The organism is Psychrobacter sp. M9-54-1, assembly GCF_016613355.1.
Lineage (GTDB): Bacteria > Pseudomonadota > Gammaproteobacteria > Pseudomonadales > Moraxellaceae > Psychrobacter > Psychrobacter faecalis.
Window position 1 is genome coordinate 1 of sequence record NZ_JADGFW010000019.1, and the last position, 17,686, is coordinate 17,686.

A 17,686-nucleotide genomic window follows, 5' to 3' on the forward strand; every position below is an offset into this window, starting at 1 on the left:
TAAATCAGCCTCCGATAAAGTCGGGGCGGTTCATAATGTAGATTATGACTACTTTTCAAACTTACTATCAACTATTAAACGTAAGTTTAAAAAAGCTTTTGGTAAAAATTTAGCTGATAAAACAGTTATTCAAAAAGATAATGACTATGAAGGCTTTGGACTTATAGTAATTCCTAATAGTATAGATTTAGATAGCTAATAATATATTGGTTATTAAACCTCTTACGGAAGCCTTACTATAAGCTCAATCAAAGTTAACCAATCCTGTGAACAGAGCTATTCTCAGACTATAAGGTACTATCTAGCATTTAGACACTGCCTATTTGAGCATAACCAATAAGGTTAAAGTCTACTTTATCGAAAGTAATGAAAACGACTATGGAGTCTAGCTAACCTGCACAGTACTGAGGAATAATTCAAGCGCCATTATTATGTTATCAATATATTTGATGAAATAGTATATATATGTCAGGATAGCAGATGTCGCAGTCGCGCACTCAAAGACTCTCAGCAATTTAACGGGTAATTTTAAGCATAGAATTAAGCAAACCAAAATACAATCACACTATTAACTTCCACAAACCTAATCCTACGGGATTTCAAGGGCTAACAATAATGAGTAAAAGATATACCGACGGTAATATCAAACGTGATTGGGGCTACATGCGTGATATGGCCAGTCAGAACGGTTTGACACTTAGGTATCATAATAAGAAGGGTGAATACCCACGTACCTTCGAGTTAGTAATTGCTCGTACCCCAGTGGGTACGGATTGTATACTTAAAAACTTATCTGTTCCTGATATTGAAGGTATCCTCAGTAATGGTCTGACTATGGAACAAACCATTATAGGTAACGCCATACGATCTAAGAAGTAACAATAATAGATGAGCTATGCTGAAGAAACCGTATAAGTAAACTTGGTAAACTAAGCACAATAATAAGAGTTTACCATGACCAAGAAAATGAGAACTTACAGCACAGAATTTAAAGCAGAAGCCGTCAAGAAGATAGCAGATAATAACGGCAATATCTCAGCGACTGCAAAGCAGCTTGGCATCGCCATGCAAACCTTATCAAACTGGCATAATAAAGCCAATCAAGGCAAGCTTGAAGGGACTGAGCAATATGATCCTGAGCTTATGAGTGCTCTTCAAGAAATAAAGCAGCTCAAGCGTCAGCTCAAAGTGGCTGAAGAGGAGCGCGAGATCTTAAATGAGGAGGGATAAAGCGAAGCACTGCTTCGCCCCGACGCAAGATGAGAGCTATGCTCGAATGAGGCGACGGCGTACTTCGCGAAAAACAGCCCGTAAAGTACGCCTTTATTAAAGACAATCAGCAGATATTTAGCGTCACTACTATGTGCCGTGTATTGAGCGTTAAGCCCTCAAGCTACTACGATTGGCTAAGTCGTGACTTAAGCGAGCAGCAGATACATCGTAATCAGTGCGAGTTACTGGTTAAAGCTGCGCACAGTGAAGCTTGTGAGCGCTACGGCTATGAGCGACTGCACGCAAAGCTGATAGAGCAAGGGCGTGATATTAGCCTATATATGGTTAGAAGTATTAAAGAGCAGCACGGCATTAGATGCCGTCGCCACAAGCGCTTTAAAGTCACCACTGACTCTAATCACAATAAGCTGGTCTATGACAACGTATTAAATCAGCAGTTTGATATGCAAAGACCGAATCAAGCTTGGGTCAGTGACATCACCTACATCTGGACAAAAGAGGGCTGGCTGTATTTAGCAGGCGTTAAAGACTTATACACTAAAGAGCTTGTCGGTTACGCCATTAATAAACGCATGACTGCTGATTTAGTTTGCCGTGCACTCACTATGGCAATCAAGAACAAACGACCTGCCAAAGGGCTAATAGTCCACTCTGACAGAGGCAGCCAGTATTGCAGCCATGCCTACCACAAGATCATTAAGCAGCATCAATTTACAGGCTCAATGAGCGCTAAAGGCAACTGTTATGACAATGCGCCGATAGAAAGCTTCTGGGGTACATTGAAGAATGAGCTGATATATCATAAAGATTATAAAACCAGATTTACAGCCATCAACGATATCATTAGATATATCGAGCTGTACTACAACCAGACGAGGCTTCAAAAGGGCTTGGGCTATAAATCGCCAAGACAGGTGTGGTTTGATTATTATCGTCAGGCTGCGTAATTAAAATCTCCCAAGTTTAACTGTACGGATTTGACGGCAGGGGTCAAGATATCTATTTTTTTGTTCTCTTTGCCCTACTACAGCTCTTTATTAATATCTCTAGGTTAAATAGCAAGTCTGATAAAACGACCTGAAAGTGCTTATTTATTGTTGCGCTACATGAGAGAGTTTTAAGTTGCCATTATAGTTTCTATGTGTGAACTTGCTATTTTTAAGGAAGAAAAATGTTAGAAGTTCGTAGAGGTTTATCGGTCAGAAGTTATGAGAACACTTTTTTTAGAGAGTTTGCCCAAAACCTGTCAATGCTCTTTGAAAGATATGGTTTGAATGGTGTACTTATTGGCAACTCTGTTTGCGCTCATTCTGAGAACCTACAGATTGATGCGCTCTTAGTCGTAAAAAATACAGTCTGCATCATAGATTTTAAAAACTTTGGAGGGACTATAAAACTTCCAGAATCTGATTCATTTGCAACAGAAGCCTGGACTAATAAGTCAAATGATACGATTAAGGGTGGCAGTCATATCAATCCATACAAGCAACTATTCCAACAAAAAAAAGCTCTCACTTGGGTTTATCATAACAGCAAACTTAAGACCGACTTAGGTAAACGCTTTAATCCTTCACATACCAAAAAAATTGTCTGCTTTCATAACCCTATCGTCCTTAATGGCAACATCCCTCCTAAAGATGAGATCGACTTTTTCATTGCCCACAAAGAAAACTACCTAGAAATCATTAAAGATATTATTGACGTAATTGATGAAGAAGTAGATCTTGATAAAGAAGCATTTGAAATTTTCAAAGATATATTCAAAGCTGAGCCTTTTTCTCTAACAGAATCCTATGACGATCCTACTGCAGAAACTCCCATCACAGAACAAACTGAAATTGATAGCTCTACGCTTTTACCTAGCCAGATTCAAGCTCTAGATATAGCAAAACAATTTTTAAATGATAAGGAAGAAAATGTACTAATACTTCAAGGCCCTGTATTCAGTGGTAAATCTTACCTTACCAACTTTATAAAAGAACTAGCATTTAAATCCGGTTTCCCACAAGTTGAATATCTAGCCCCCACCTATAAGGTTATCAAAAATTTACTTGGAGACTGTGATGATTTCAATAGCTTGTATAGCTACATATACGGCGGAAAAAGCAAAAAGGTTACAAGTGATGCTGATAATACAGATGACAATGACATCACATTCCTAGAAGTCGTTCCTATTAAAGAGTGTCATGATGACGATAATACTCTTTACATAGTAGAAGAAGCACACTTAATTTCAAATAGCTTTTCTCAATCTTTTAATAAGCAATTTGGTTCGGGTAGATTATTAGCAGACTTTATAGAGTTTCTTAAACTTAGCGAATCAAATCGTAAAGTAATATTTATTGGTGATACATATCACATTAGCTCAGGTAGTAAAGATGAGTCCTCTCTCAATGTAGATTTCTATGAACCTCACTATGGCTTTAGACCTCAAATATTTAAGATGCCATTATCTCAAGATATTTATGCGGGAAACCTTATTATTAAAGACTTAGTATCAAGCATAGACTCACAAAGTTTTAATAACCTGACCATTGATAATTCTGATGGTGTAAGTCTTTTAAATAAAAAAGAGGTTTCATACAAGGATAAGCTTGTTGGACTCATTAAGGAGAACCTCGATAGTAACTTTAAAATATTAAGTTATAGTAATAAAGCTTGCCATCAAGTTAATGGTTGGATCAAAAAATCAATTTTAAACAATGGTTCTGATCTTGCTATTGATGACCTGCTACTTATTAATAATAACTTTAACGCGCCAATATTGGGTGAGACTCCAAATCAGAACAAAAGAGTTTTTAATGGGGATTTTGCTTGGGTTGATGATATAGACAGCATTAAAACGGAAATTGTACCTATTAAAAACAAGACACCAGTCACGCTAAAATTTAGAGAGCTTCACCTCAGACACTGCGACTCAGGGCAAATATTTAGCGTTTATTCTCTTGAAAATTATCGTGAAGATGAGCTGCTCGATGAAGAGAAACTAGCGCTTACTATCTTAGTGAATATCAAATTAAACGATTATATAAAGCATAACCCTTTCAAAGGGTCAAAAGCTGAGCTTAAAATGCTTGCCTCAGAAGAATACCGTACGCAGAAAAATAGTGTGGCAAAACTAGAAACAGCCTTAGAAAATAAGGAACGCGTCAAAACTAAACTTGATAAAGAAAACATTGAACTAAGAAAAATTGAGAGCAAATATAATAATATTCATAAGCTCTATATCTCAAATAAATTAGCCGCAGATAGCTCTAGTGATTATTTTAAATATTTGAACTGTGCATTTTTACGATTTGGCTGGTGTATGACTGTGCATAAGTCACTATCTTATAAATGGCAACACATCTTATTTGATACTAATCCAGCTAATCGAGGAATAGTAAATGAAGCATATTTTAGTTGGCTATATTCTGGTTTAACTCGTTCAAATAATAAAATAACCTTAATCAACTTCACCACTATTACACCTTTTTATAAAGCAGACATAGTAGATAGAGCTGATACACAGGCTCATGCTCTACCCTATCTAATTATTGATGATTCAATTGAGGTAGTTGAGCCTGATGAATTATCTCTTAATGATAATGAATTTAAATCAATAATAGTTCAGCTGTATAGGTTTGTCGAGAAGCTAGTAAACTCTGAGAAATTAGATATTACCTCAGTTACTCATAACAACTATCAAGAAGTATTTCAAATTACAGATGGTATTAATAGTTCGAAAATAGTATTTTGGTACAATAAGAAAGGGGTTATTAAACATCAAGATCCTACTGGCAACTCAGCAGACTTAAATAAAAAAATTAATGATCTTTTATTAAATTATGAGGGTTTGAAGGATTTTGATCTCCTCAATCTAGGTTGGAGATCTCATTGCTATAAGCTGTTAAATACAAAGCTAAATGAGTACGGATACTCTATTCATTGGATAAACTCAACTAGCTATAAAGACATTATAAAAATTGCTAACGCCGAGTCTTTTGTTGGTGTTGAGTTTAATTACGATGGCGACGGTCTGTTTTCCAAAATAAATATAATAACTAGCTCTGATCAAGATATTAAAAATACAATTGTCACAGCATTACATTCTTTTAAAATTTAGGATTTAAAATGGCTCGTAGCGTAAAATCAGTATTCAAGCAGTCAGCATATCAGTCTGATGGCATGGATAGTAAGAAAGTATTTGCTCTTAGAAAAGAAGGTAAGCTACAAGAAGCTTACAATCTTGCAACCTCTTTATTAAATTCTGATAAAGATGATGAGTGGAATAAAAGAGCCATGGCTTGGGTCTTAGTGGATATCATTAAAATAGAAATTAATAAGAATCTACAAAATGCGATAGCTTTTTTCAACCAATTAATATCTCTAAAAATTCAAGATGAAGTGCTTGAAACACAGATTAAATACTTACAACCTAGGCTAGCGCCCGTAAATAGTGAGATTGAAAAAGCGAGTGCATTAAGTAAAAATGGTAATTATTTAAGTGCCCTAAATCAATTTCGTCAAATTTTTAAAAATAATACTAATCTTTTTCAGGCGCATCATGATGCGTATGGATGGGCTATCTACCGCTATTTAAAGAACGAGTCCGAATCCATCTCATCTATTGAAGTTAAAAGAATACTATTTGAATATAACAACCTTCAGTCTGAAAGACCAAGTATGCTGCACTCTCAGATACTTGCGTTTGTGATGTACTACAGTCGCTCACATCAGGGTATTGATATTTACAGGTATTTCTTAAGTTGGAATCCTGCTTATCTTAGTCAAGAAGATGTAAGACCAAGTGAGTACCAAGGAAAGGTGACGGCTGCACTCTTAGAACGGCTTGGCAAGGAATTAGTCAACTCGCCCTCTGTTATTGACTTCAACGATCTTGATAGGCGAATAAAGATACCACACAACATATCGTTGATAGACAGTTACCGTGAAAGTGTTTTTTGGTTGGCTATCAATGCCAATAAAGAAAATCGGTTGCATGACTTGTGGAATATCTTAGATGGTTATGTCAGTAACTACTCAGGCTATGGCTCAGGTAAATGGCATTCGGACATACTTGGGTTAGCCGAAAGAACAATGGTTGAAACTCAAGCATGGCGATTCCCTAGTTTCCTACAGCGATGGGGTGTACAAAACTTTCAGAGAGAAGATTGGGTTAGAGGTGTATATAACGACAAACCTACTAAATCATTGGTTGAAAAAGTACTAAGTAAGTTGGTTGAGTCAATTAAGGACAATAAAAACCCAAACGAGATACGCTGGATGCAGCCACTATTTGAGAAAGCATCTATTCATTATGATAAAGATATTTGGGCGTTAAGAAACTACGCTATGTTCTTAATCAAAATGGGTGAAACCGATAAAGCCATTCAATTATATAAAGATATTCTATTAAGCCTTAACGATCAGGCTTATGCTTGGCATGAACTCGCTAAATTATTGCAGGCAAGTGAGCCAAAACTTGCGATATCCATGCTTTGTATGGCGGTGAGCAAACAACCCAAGGAGGATTTTCTGGGTGACATTAGGCTGAACTTAGCGATGCTGTTTATCAATCAGCAGAGTTTAGGTGAGGCAAAAAGGGAATTAGAAACCTATGAGAGCCATCGGAAAGTCAAAGAATGGAAGGTATCGCAAGAATTTAATAAATTGATGCCTGGCTTGTCCGAAGTAACCGCTTTGGATTACGACAGAAATTACTATAGAAAAAATACTGAGCTTGCTGAGAGTTATATCTACAAAGATATTGCGTGGCAAGACTTCCTAGTGTTTCAGGCTTGGACAAGTACCAAGAACGACAAGAGCGATGAAATGATTGCGGTGAGTAACTTACAAGATATTGAGATAGTCATTAAAAGTCGTCGATTTAAAGCACTAAGAAACACCAAGATTAACGATGTAATCAAATGCAAGGTTTACTACGATAAAGCCAAGGAACGTCATACTGCAGTCTTGGTTGAAAAGTCAGATACTACCTATAAAGACATTATTGGTAATGCGATGGAAGCTATCGCAGTCATTGACGGTGTTAATCAGAATAGAGAGCTATTCCACTATCATCACAGCGAGGCTATAAACGGTAATATCCTATTTGCAAATTCCAATATTGAGCCTAAAGTCGGTAAGTGTATTGCCATCAAATATTTCATGCACTACAACACTAAGTTCAAGAAAAAGATGGCAAAAGTGCTTGATGCGACTGATACCAATAAAACCAACAACGCTATCGTCAAGAGTGTTTACGGTGAAGTCAGGCTTAAATATAAAAAAGATGGCAGGACACTAAGCTACGATCAAGCCCAAGGAACAGATGTGGATATCACTAATCCAAACTTTGCTTTTTTAGAAGATTATCATATCCCAAGCAGGGTAATCAAAGAGGCAGGTATTACGCACGACCAAGACGTTAAAATTCTAGTGCTGCTAAAAGAAGGTAAATGGAACACCATTGAGATAGAGAAAGTTTAGACAAATCAGTAGAGCGTGTTGAACATTGAGAATAAAATGATGACAAAAAATAGCGAACGTCTAATCTTTAGGTTCTCACACCCAAAGATTAGACGTTCGCTATGCCCCGAACCATACTCAAAGATGAATACTGGACTAGACTAAAAGCCATCTTACTAGAACTGAATAGTCATACTTCACTAACTATTTTTCGCGAAGTACGCTGTGGCCTTTTTTAGCATCCCTCGTTCCTCTTCAGCTATTTTTAATTACCGTTTGAGTTTCTGAGCCTTTCCCAAACTTTGTGTAACTGCTTATAATCCCCTAACAGGAGAATAAGCAATGACTAAGCAAACCGACCTTAAAAAACTGGCTGAGCAAATGGCTAGCAGCATGACCAGCTTTGATGACATCAAAGACTTTCAAAAGCAGCTCATGCAATCTTTTATCGACACCGCTCTAGAAGCTGAAATGGAAGAGCATCTAGGCTATGCCAAGCACGAGAAAGCAGACAAGCCCAATAAACGTAACGGTCACACGAAAAAGAGACTCCAAAGTGACAGCGGCGATCTTGAAATCTCAACGCCAAGAGACCGTCATGGTGACTTTGAACCTGCGTTAGTGCGTAAGCATCAAAGTCGTACCTCAGGTCTTGATGACAAGATCATATTCCACTACAGGCATAGCCTTACGTCTTGCGCTTCGGGCAAGTGTCTCCCAGACACTTGCTGATCCTCGCTCATACGCCAAAGGTCAAACCACTACCGAGATTGTAGAGAGCATCAAAGAGCTCTACGATGTCGATATCTCAAGTACATTGGTTTCAAGAGTCACCGATAATATCTTAAACGACATCACCGCTTGGCAGAACCGGCCGCTGAGCAGTGTTTATCCTATCGTCTATTTAGACTGCATTGTCGTCAAAGTTCGCCAAGACAAGCAAATCATCAACAAAGCCATCTACCTAGCGCTAGGTGTGGGACTTGAAGGTAAAAAAGAGCTTTTAGGCATGTGGCTGTCAGAAAGTGAAGGCGCTAAGTTCTGGCTTGGGGTTCTCACAGAGCTGCAAAACCGCGGCGTTCAGGACATTCTGATTGCCTGCGTTGATGGCTTAAAAGGCTTTCCTGATGCCATTAACACCGTCTATCCAAATGCTCAGGTTCAGCTTTGCATTGTTCATATGCTGCGCTATTCAATGAAGTTTGTCCCATGGAAGGATAAAAAAGCGGTTGCTGCTGGATTAAAAGCCATCTACGGCGCGGATACGCTTGAGCTTGCAGAGGCCAATCTTGAGCACTTCGATGAGCTCTGGGGCGGCGCATATCCTCACGTGGTTAAGTCTTGGCGCAATAACTGGGAGGGCTTAACGGTGTTCTTTAACTACCCAAAAGACATCAGAAAAGCGATTTATACCACCAATGCCATTGAGTCGCTAAACAGCGTCATTCGGACAGCAGTGAATAAGCGTAAAGTGTTCCCGTCTGATCAAGCGGCGTTCAAGGTGGTTTATTTGGCAACTCAGCAGGCGTCGTCAAGGTGGTCAATGCCGATTCGAAACTGGACGGCGGCGCTCAATCGCTTTATGATTATGTTTGATGATCGTATCAGCAGACATTTAATCTAAATCGCAGTTACACAGAATTCGGGATGGTCTCCTCAATTCAACCATCAACAGATTAGCAAAGATGAACTTATTGATATTACGAATAAAGAAGGATTTAAATACGTTTTGGACGCATTTCATGTGGTCAATACCAAAGCGGTGCAAGAACGGTTTTATGATGTGATTGATGAAGCGTTTTTTATTGATGAGCGCAAACATAATAAAGGAATACGTCTGACAGATAACTTGTTTAAATTATTCTATGTGTTTGATCACTCGGCTGAAAACCTCAATTTTGAGACAGAATCACGTTGGAATTTGGTAGAAAAAGCGTGGGAGCTTAATTTAAATAAAAATTTGATTGCAGTTGAATTTGACCAAGATACCAAGCAGCTATTTACCCAAGATACTAAACATCGTCGCATCGATATCACCAGTTCAAGAGGTGCATTGAACGGTTATCAAAAGAGCAGATGCTTTTATTGCTTTACAGAAATCAGCATTGCCTCTAATGACTCGATGCTAGCAGACGTTGACCACTTCTTTCCACATACTTTAAAACCTCAAGTAGCAAGCGCTGGTTGCTGTCGTCCGGTTAATGTCGATGGCGTTTGGAATCTAGTGCTTGCTTGCTCCGATTGTAACCGTGGTATAGACGGTAAATCTGCTCAAGTCCCTAATATTGAATTATTAAAAAGACTGCACACACGCAACGAATATTTGATTGGCAGTCACCACCCATTACGTGAGACTTTAATCAATCAAACGGGGAAAAATGAAAAGACACGCCAACAGTTTTTGCAAAAGTCTTTTAACTTCTCAAAAGAACGTTTGATTCATGTTTGGCAACCTAAACAACAAGGCTGTAGTCTGTTCTGATAATAATCAGCGATGTATAACCTATGATAAACCAATCCAATACCCTAGCCTTTTATAACAGCCATGCACACTCATTCGTTGAACAAACCATCGATGTGAATATGCGTCTGCTATATCGACCCTTTATAGCTAATCTTCCTGTTAGATTAAAAAGCAAGCAAAATATAATGGACTTAGGCTGCGGTTCAGGTCGTGACAGTATGCATTTTGCCAGTTTAGGCTTCAATGTTACTTCTGTTGATAGCAGCGCGGCATTACTTGACCTTGCAAAAGCAGCTGCTCAAAAACGTATGGACTATCAAGATGCGATTGAGTGGCATTGCGCTACTTTTCAAGGCATTATCCAAAAAAACTGGCAGCGTCGATTTACCGCTATTTGGGCATGCGCTTCATTGCTTCATGTGGCTTATGATGCGCTGCCTGAATTAATAGATGGGTTACTACACATACTGACAGACGATGGCGTTTTTTACGGATCGTTTAAATATGGCGATGATGAGTACGTGAAAGACAGCCGCTTTTTTTGCGATATGAATGAAGAACGCTGGGAAGCTATCAAGCAAAAAACCAACCATGAATTTAAAGATAAGATTTGGCTTACTGATGATCAAAGAGTAGATAGAAATGAAAAGTGGTTTAATATTATGATCAAGCAATGACAAACTTAAAATGATGCTAAGACAACTTGGTAAAACATGGTGTGAATCATAAGAAAAGCCAGACCGCTTAAGTTGTCTGGCTTTTTAGGTAACATCTATTGTCTGTATCATTAAATAAAAAGCCTAACGCTTACGTTCTATAAAGCACTTTAACCACATGCCAGCCAAATTTGGTTTTCACTAAATGCGGGGTAAAAAGTTCGCTGTTAAAGCAAACTTTATCAAATGCTGGCACCATTTGACCTTTTTTAAACTCACCTAAGTTGCCGCCTTTTTTACCTGATGGGCAAGTTGAGTGTTTCTTAGCCAGCACGTCAAACTGCGTACCTTTTTTAAGTTTGGCCATAATGTCATCAGCCAGTTCTTTGTCTTTTACTAAAATGTGTAAGGCGCTAGCGGTACGAGCCATAATGTAAACCCTTTATAAAATATCGATTATCGCGGCATTATATCACTACTGAGTTTGGTGACTAACCTAACTTAACTGCTCTACTGCATCAAAAGTCATTACCTACTGGCCTATCGTTTTGAGGACCGCGAAGAACCTCGACCTTTTGAAGGACGTTTACCATTGGCCGCAGGTTTGCCATTGCCCCCAGACTTCTTGTTATCCCCGAAAGGACGCTTACCTTTAGAACCCGCTGGTTTTCTAGCGCCATCTTTGGGGTGTTTAGCATTGTGCTTTGCTGCGCCCGCTGGTTTTGACGACTCTTTTGATTTTGATGAGGTATCAGTACGCGGTTTTCTTCGTGGCGACTTACGTGATTTCTTAGCCGCAGTATTGTCTTCTGAAGAAGAGTCTTCTATAGATTTCAGTAAAACGGACAACTCTTTTGGGGTTAAATCTCGCCAGTCTCCAACGGGAATACCCTTTAGACTCACATTCATAATCCGTGTGCGTTCAAGCTTTACGACTTCATAGCCAAAATGCTCACACATACGGCGAATTTGACGGTTTAATCCCTGTACTAGCGTAATATTAAACACGGTAGGTGCTACCTTAGTCACCGGGCACTTTTTCGTCATTCTCCCCAAAATAGGTACGCCACCTGCTAGACCTTCAATAAAACTATCGGTTATCGGCTTATTGACTGTCACCACATAATCTTTTTCATGGTTATTACCCGCACGCAACACCTTATTAACCAAATCGCCATTGCTCGTTAAAAAGATTAAACCTTGAGAATCTTTATCCAGACGCCCAATCGGGAAAATACGGTCGCTATGTCCAACAAAATCAACGATATTGTTTTTCTCAGAGCTTTCTGTGGTGCTCACAATCCCGACTGGTTTGTTCAACGCAATAAAAATGAAATCGTCTGCTTCTCGTGGCTCAATGAGTTGCCCGTTAACTTTTACCGTATCTCCAGCAACCACTTGCGCACCTACTTGAGCACGTTTGCCATTGACGTACACGTTACCTTGTTCAATAAAACGGTCAGCGTCGCGCCGAGAGCAAATACCGCTTTCGCTAATATATTTATTTAAACGAGTCGAGGAAGTGTTAAACATAAAGTGCCATTTTCACCTAATAAAAAGCTTTTTGTACTAAGAAAAAGACTGAATTGAATGAATAATCAATAACGAGATAGCTGACATTATATAGGAAATTCAGTAGCTATTTTAAGAGAGATGAACCCAAACCTGTTTATCATTACTAAAAACAACTTAGCGACTCATTGAGGCAGTCATATCATGTAAAGTCCATACTTAACCTCATCTGAAATTTAGTATGACCGCGCCCTATCACTTGTAGAAATAATCCTCTAAAATAGATGCCATTTCTAGCAATCAGTTATTCATTACAGGGCAGATTACTGCGCATACTTTACTTCTCAGTAAGTATGAATTGCATAGCATTGTTACTTGTTACGTATCACTTTAGCAGTAACGGACTGTCCGCTTCATCAACGTAAGGCTAATCATAATGACATCAATAATTAGAGTCGCCATCGCCGGTTACGGCAACCTTGGCCGCGGTGCGCAAGCCGCCATTAAGCAAAGCCCAGACATGCAGCTGGTTTGTGTATTCAGCCGCCGCGACCCTGCCTCCGTCACCCTGATTGACGACAGTGTGCCCGTTTACGCGATGGACGATATTGACCAATATAAAGACGACATAGACGTGCTGATATTGTGTGGCGGCTCTAAGTCGGATTTGCCTGAGCAAGGCCCAGCGCTTGCTGGTTTGTTTAATATCGTCGACAGTTTTGATACTCATGCCAAAATCCCTGAGTACTTTGCCGCGCTTGATACGCCTGCCAAAAAAGCCAATAAAGTCGCCATGTTATCGGTCGGTTGGGATCCCGGTTTATTTTCTATCAACCGCTTATACGGCGAAGCCATTTTACCGGTCGGCGAAACCTACACCTTTTGGGGCAAAGGCTTAAGCCAAGGACATTCAGATGCAGTACGCCGCGTCGACGGCGTCAAATCAGGCGTGCAATATACCATTCCCTCAGAATCTGCGATGGAAAAAGTACGCAATGGCGAGCAGCCAACGCTAAGCACCCGCGAGAAACATACCCGTGAATGCTATATCGTGCTCGCTGATGGCGCCGATAGCGATAGCGTACGTAACACCATCGTCACCATGCCAGATTACTTTGCCGACTACGATACCACAGTGCACTTTATTGACGAGCAGACGTTTGAGCGTGACCATCAAAAAATGCCGCATGGTGGATTCGTTATTCGCAGTGGCGTAAGCGGTATGGATAATGCGCAAAACAACCAAGTGTTAGAGTTTTCGTTAAAGCTTGGCAGCAACCCTGAATTTACCGCCAGCGTGCTCGTGGCTTATGCCCGCGCTGCTTATAAAATGAATCAAGCAGGAGAGAATGGCGCAAAAACCGTCCTCGATGTCGCGCCTAGCTTGTTATCGCCTAAAACGCCTGCCCAGCTGCGTAAAGAGTTGCTGTAAGTACTGGCTATGAATTAGAAATAAAAAAATCTCCACGCTAAAAACAAAAAGCACCAAGCCATGCAAGCTCGGTGCTTTTTTATGCTTAACTTTCTTTATACTTAGTAACTTAATTAAAAACACCCATCACAGCAGACTATTTTTCCAGAAGTTTAGCCGTATTACTGACTTTAAAGTCATGGTATAAATCATAAAATACAATCGGGTCTTCGACGCCATCAAGCAATCCACGTTTATTGAGCGCGACAAACATCGCTAGCGAATAGGCCGCACAATGGATAGATTTTTTGGGATTAAACTCACGATCGGTAAAGGCCTGATACTGCATAACCTCCTCATGTAGCTGAGGATTTTGCTTGAGCGCATTGACATACAGCCAATCATAAAACGCAGTCAATGGCTCAAGACTCCACTCCATGCCAAAATAGTCATAGCCAATCAGCTCACCAGAGGTTGTTAAACGCTCGTCTTTTTTGGCCTGTCTTGGTGCGACGGTCAGTAAGTCAGGATACGGCCCACCGTGCTCGAATACTTTACTGGCTTGCAAAGCATTTTCGACACTATAGGCTTGACCGTCATGCTCATTGGTAATTTTTAAGCTTAATGGACTGAGCGGGAAACTCAGTTTATTGCCAGATTTGCTAGACAGCTCTAAGATATGGTTAAAGCCATATTTTTTGCGAATGACTTGATGCATATCATTGATGGATTTTTTCTTTTGTCTGCTGGCAAACCCCACGTGGCGCTCAAACCTTACCATGTCCGTTTTGACCAAATTGTCACTATTGACTCTAGGCATAAAGACCGGTTGGTGCTCTACCGCGTTTGGCGTTTGTTCCATAGGATTCTGTTTTTGTTGCATGGCAATACGCCTTATATCAATGGTCTGGTATAAATATTTGGTTAAGAGAATTGATATGCTGCTTTATCAATGCTGCTTTAAGCGATTCATTTAATTTTAGGATAGCTATGATACCCCATTAGAGTGCGCATTTCATGGGGCGATATTGTTTTTTGTGTGAGGCGTTTTTGTTTTTCAAAAAAAAGCCTTGCCTATAAACTAGGTAAGGCCATCACTTACAATCTTAGTTATAAAAACAACAACCCCAGCCCAATCACAACACCGCTGACAATCAGCACAATGACACAAAAACCCATGATATCCTTGGCTTTGAGTCCAGCGATTGCCAAGGCAGGCAACGCCCAAAACGGTTGAATCATATTTGTCCAAGCGTCACCCCACGCTACCGCCATCGCAACTTTGGCTGGATCACTACCGAGCATCTCCGCCGCCTCTAACATAATTGGCGCTTGCACGGCCCATTGTCCGCCACCTGAGGGGACGAAAAAGTTAACCAGTCCTGCGCTTAAAAAAGCATAAAGCGGGAGCGTATCCACTGTCGAAACGTTGACAAACGCTTCTGACATCACTCCGGCTAAACCAGAAGCCGTCATCATACCCATAATCCCCGCATAAAACGGGAATTGGACGATAATTCCGCCCGCCCCTTTGATCGCTTCTTGTATGGCAATCAAATACTTACGCGGCGTTCCATGGAATATAATCCCAAGGAATAAAAACATGAAATTCACCAAGTCGAGCGTTAGAGCAAAGCCGTTTTGGACAAAATAATAAACGATAAAGGCAATACCCAATAAGCCGATGACCATGGATAAAATCCAACTATTCTCTAAGCGCTCCGCTGGGGTCATCTCTGACTTTGCTGGAAGCGCTTCAACGATAGGATCTACAAGAAGTTTTGGATCTACCGTAATCGTATCTTCTTTTTTCGGCATCATCAGACGGTTTAATAACGGCACGATAATGACCAATGCCGCGACGATAATTAAGTTATAGCTCGCAAAAATGGTAGCACTCGTTGGAATCACCCCAATTTTATCGACGAAGGGATGGCCTTCTGTTGCAATGGATAACGGAATCGAGCCAGAGAAACCTGCATGCCAAATGATAAAACCAGAATACGCACTGGCAATCAGCAAACGGTAATCCACATTTTCGACCCGTTTGGCCAACTCTTTTGCGAATAACGCGCCAATCACTAAGCCAAAGCCCCAGTTTATCCAGCTAGCGGCAAGGGATACCAAGGTGACCAATATAATCGCGCTACTGGGCGACTTTGCAAAGCTGGCCAGTTTGCCCAGCGCTTTTTTAAATATCGGGCTACTGGCCAATACATAACCTGTGACCAACACCAACACCATTTGCATCGAAAACGCCAGTAACGCCCAAAATCCTTCGCCCCAAAACGCCACCATCTGTATCGGTGAGGAATCGGTCAGACCCAAGCCCATGGCAAAAATAACCAGGGTCAAGATAATGACAAACAAAAATGGATCGGGTAAATATTTCTCCATTAAGCTGTTTGAGAAGCGTGTAATCCCTTTCATTTTTAAACTCCTTTTTTATTTACAATTGCACGTCTTTCCTAAGCCTAATGTTACCTCATTTCTATTTTTTTAGGGTGTTTGAATGACTATCAATAATATTAACGGCACGCCATAAGCGCTACGATAGAGCACCGTATCTTGCTTATTAATCAGTAAGAATGGAAATAAAATGCATGATGCAAGAAGGAAAGATAGGAAAAGCAGCAAAGGGAGGAAGTCGCTGCGGAAAACGGTTAAAAACTAGCAGTAAAACGATGACTACTAAAGGGCTTAGCATCGATAAATAACGGCTTATTATGAATCATTTCTTCGATAAGGCGCCCTGTGACAGGCCCCAATGTCAACCCTTGATGAGCATGACCAAACGCAAACCACAGGTTATCGTGTTTTGATGCACGGCCAATCACCGGCTTCATATCTGGCATACAAGGCCTTGTCCCGCACCATGCTTTAGCCTCCACGGCATCTTCAAGCGGCACAAGCTTTCTTGCATGAGTCAACACGGCTTCTAGTTGGGCGAATTTTTTTGGCGCGTCTAAATTTGCCATTTCAGCACCCGTGGTAACTCTGATGCCTTGCTCCATTGCACCCATCACAAACCCTTTATCGACATCGAATAAGCTATGTGAAAGGGCGTTTTTGGGTGTGATCTTAAAATGCTGGTGGTAGCCACGCATAGGAAACATCGGTATGTTATAACCCAGTGGCTTGATAAGCTCAGCTGACCAAGGCCCCGCCGCAATGACGACATGCTGACAGACGTAGGTATCATCGCCGCATACAACTTGCCAGCCTTCTGACGTTTGCATGATACCTGTCACGGTTAACTGCTTAACCTCGCCCGCCATCGCTGCAAAATTTTTTGCATAGGCTTTTACAAGGTGACTGGGATTTTTTATTTGCCACGAGTTTTTCCAGTGGATACCGCCAATATAATCGGTAACGTTTAGATTTGGCTCTAGGGCTTGCAGCGCTACTAGCGATAGCACTTGATACTCTACGCCTTGCTCTGCAGCCTTTACGGCTTTGCTAATAGCTTTTTCAAAATCAATCGAATGACGATGAAGCTCAATCCAGCCTATTTTACTGACCAGCGCTTCTGCGCCAGCCGCTTTAATCATCGGCTCGTGCTCATTGGTACAATGCTTAATCAGCGTCGCCCATTCCTTATCGATGACTTCGATATTTTTTGCACAAGAGTGTTGCCAGTACTGAAATAAAGGGCGCTGAAAACCATAAATTGCCGACCAACGGTAGCGAATATCAGTACGGTTATTGGGCAATACGCTAAAAATCTCTTTAGCACTTCGCGGAAAGGGTTTGGTATTGACCGCTTCTCTGGTGATAATGCCCGCATTGCCATAGGAGGTTTCTTCTCCTGGGGGCTTTTTATCAAGTAAGAGTACCTGCGCGTTGTTTTTTTGCAGATGCCACGCGATAGAAGTTCCTACAATGCCTGCCCCAACTACAATCACGTCATAGCGCATATCAATATTCTTCGAGATCGTTAGACCAAAATAAAATCGTTGT

At 40.5% G+C, this 17,686-nt stretch carries 11 protein-coding genes and 2 pseudogenes; 8 read left to right on the forward strand and 5 right to left on the reverse strand.

Going from position 1 to position 17,686, the window contains the following annotated elements; translation table 11 throughout:
• The 7 genes and pseudogenes from IQ457_RS08080 to IQ457_RS08110 form a co-directional block, all read left to right on the forward strand.
• Nucleotides 1-199 (forward strand): hypothetical protein (locus tag IQ457_RS08080; RefSeq protein ID WP_200662761.1); only part of this gene is annotated, 199 nt, incomplete at its 5' end.
• A gap of 755 nt (nucleotides 200-954) precedes the next feature.
• Nucleotides 955-2,180, forward strand: a pseudogene (locus IQ457_RS08085) (IS3 family transposase).
• 224 nt (nucleotides 2,181-2,404) lie between these two features.
• Complete coding sequence (locus IQ457_RS08090) at nucleotides 2,405-5,338, forward strand: nuclease-related domain-containing protein (protein WP_200662762.1); 2,934 nt, start codon at nucleotides 2,405-2,407, stop codon at nucleotides 5,336-5,338.
• An 8-nt stretch (nucleotides 5,339-5,346) separates the two neighbouring features.
• A complete protein-coding gene (locus IQ457_RS08095; RefSeq protein ID WP_200662763.1) occupies nucleotides 5,347-7,704 on the forward strand; it encodes a tetratricopeptide repeat protein in 2,358 nt (785 codons plus the stop codon).
• A gap of 321 nt (nucleotides 7,705-8,025) precedes the next feature.
• Nucleotides 8,026-9,307: pseudogene (locus IQ457_RS08100) on the forward strand (IS256 family transposase).
• A gap of 105 nt (nucleotides 9,308-9,412) precedes the next feature.
• A complete protein-coding gene (locus IQ457_RS08105; RefSeq protein ID WP_200662764.1) occupies nucleotides 9,413-10,165 on the forward strand; it encodes an HNH endonuclease domain-containing protein in 753 nt (250 codons plus the stop codon).
• A 23-nt stretch (nucleotides 10,166-10,188) separates the two neighbouring features.
• Nucleotides 10,189-10,824, forward strand: a complete 636-nt coding sequence (locus tag IQ457_RS08110) for a methyltransferase domain-containing protein (RefSeq protein WP_200662765.1) — start codon at nucleotides 10,189-10,191, stop codon at nucleotides 10,822-10,824.
• Nucleotides 10,825-10,954: 130 nt separating this feature from the next.
• Here IQ457_RS08110 and ppiC read toward each other — a convergent pair whose 3' ends face one another.
• Entirely contained in the window at nucleotides 10,955-11,233 is a 279-nt protein-coding gene (ppiC, locus tag IQ457_RS08115) for a peptidylprolyl isomerase PpiC (protein ID WP_191692123.1), read from the reverse strand.
• Nucleotides 11,234-11,343: 110 nt separating this feature from the next.
• Nucleotides 11,344-12,336 (reverse strand): 23S rRNA pseudouridine(2604) synthase RluF, encoded by a 993-nt coding sequence (gene rluF, locus IQ457_RS08120; RefSeq protein ID WP_191692121.1) that lies wholly within the window; start codon nucleotides 12,334-12,336, stop codon nucleotides 11,344-11,346.
• Between the two features lie 415 nt (nucleotides 12,337-12,751).
• On the opposite strand from rluF, the gene IQ457_RS08125 reads away from it, so the two are divergent.
• Nucleotides 12,752-13,747, forward strand: coding sequence for a diaminopimelate dehydrogenase (locus tag IQ457_RS08125; protein ID WP_200662766.1), 996 nt, complete (start codon nucleotides 12,752-12,754; stop codon nucleotides 13,745-13,747).
• Nucleotides 13,748-13,883: 136 nt separating this feature from the next.
• On the opposite strand, the gene IQ457_RS08130 is transcribed toward IQ457_RS08125, so the two are convergent.
• From IQ457_RS08130 to IQ457_RS08140, 3 genes are all read right to left on the reverse strand, one after another.
• Entirely contained in the window at nucleotides 13,884-14,588 is a 705-nt protein-coding gene (locus tag IQ457_RS08130; protein ID WP_200662837.1) for a DarT1-associated NADAR antitoxin family protein, read from the reverse strand.
• Between the two features lie 248 nt (nucleotides 14,589-14,836).
• Nucleotides 14,837-16,156, reverse strand: a complete 1,320-nt coding sequence (locus IQ457_RS08135; RefSeq protein WP_200662767.1) for a short-chain fatty acid transporter — start codon at nucleotides 16,154-16,156, stop codon at nucleotides 14,837-14,839.
• 233 nt (nucleotides 16,157-16,389) lie between these two features.
• Entirely contained in the window at nucleotides 16,390-17,643 is a 1,254-nt protein-coding gene (locus tag IQ457_RS08140; RefSeq protein ID WP_200662768.1) for an NAD(P)/FAD-dependent oxidoreductase, read from the reverse strand.
• Nucleotides 17,644-17,686 lie beyond the last annotated feature (43 nt).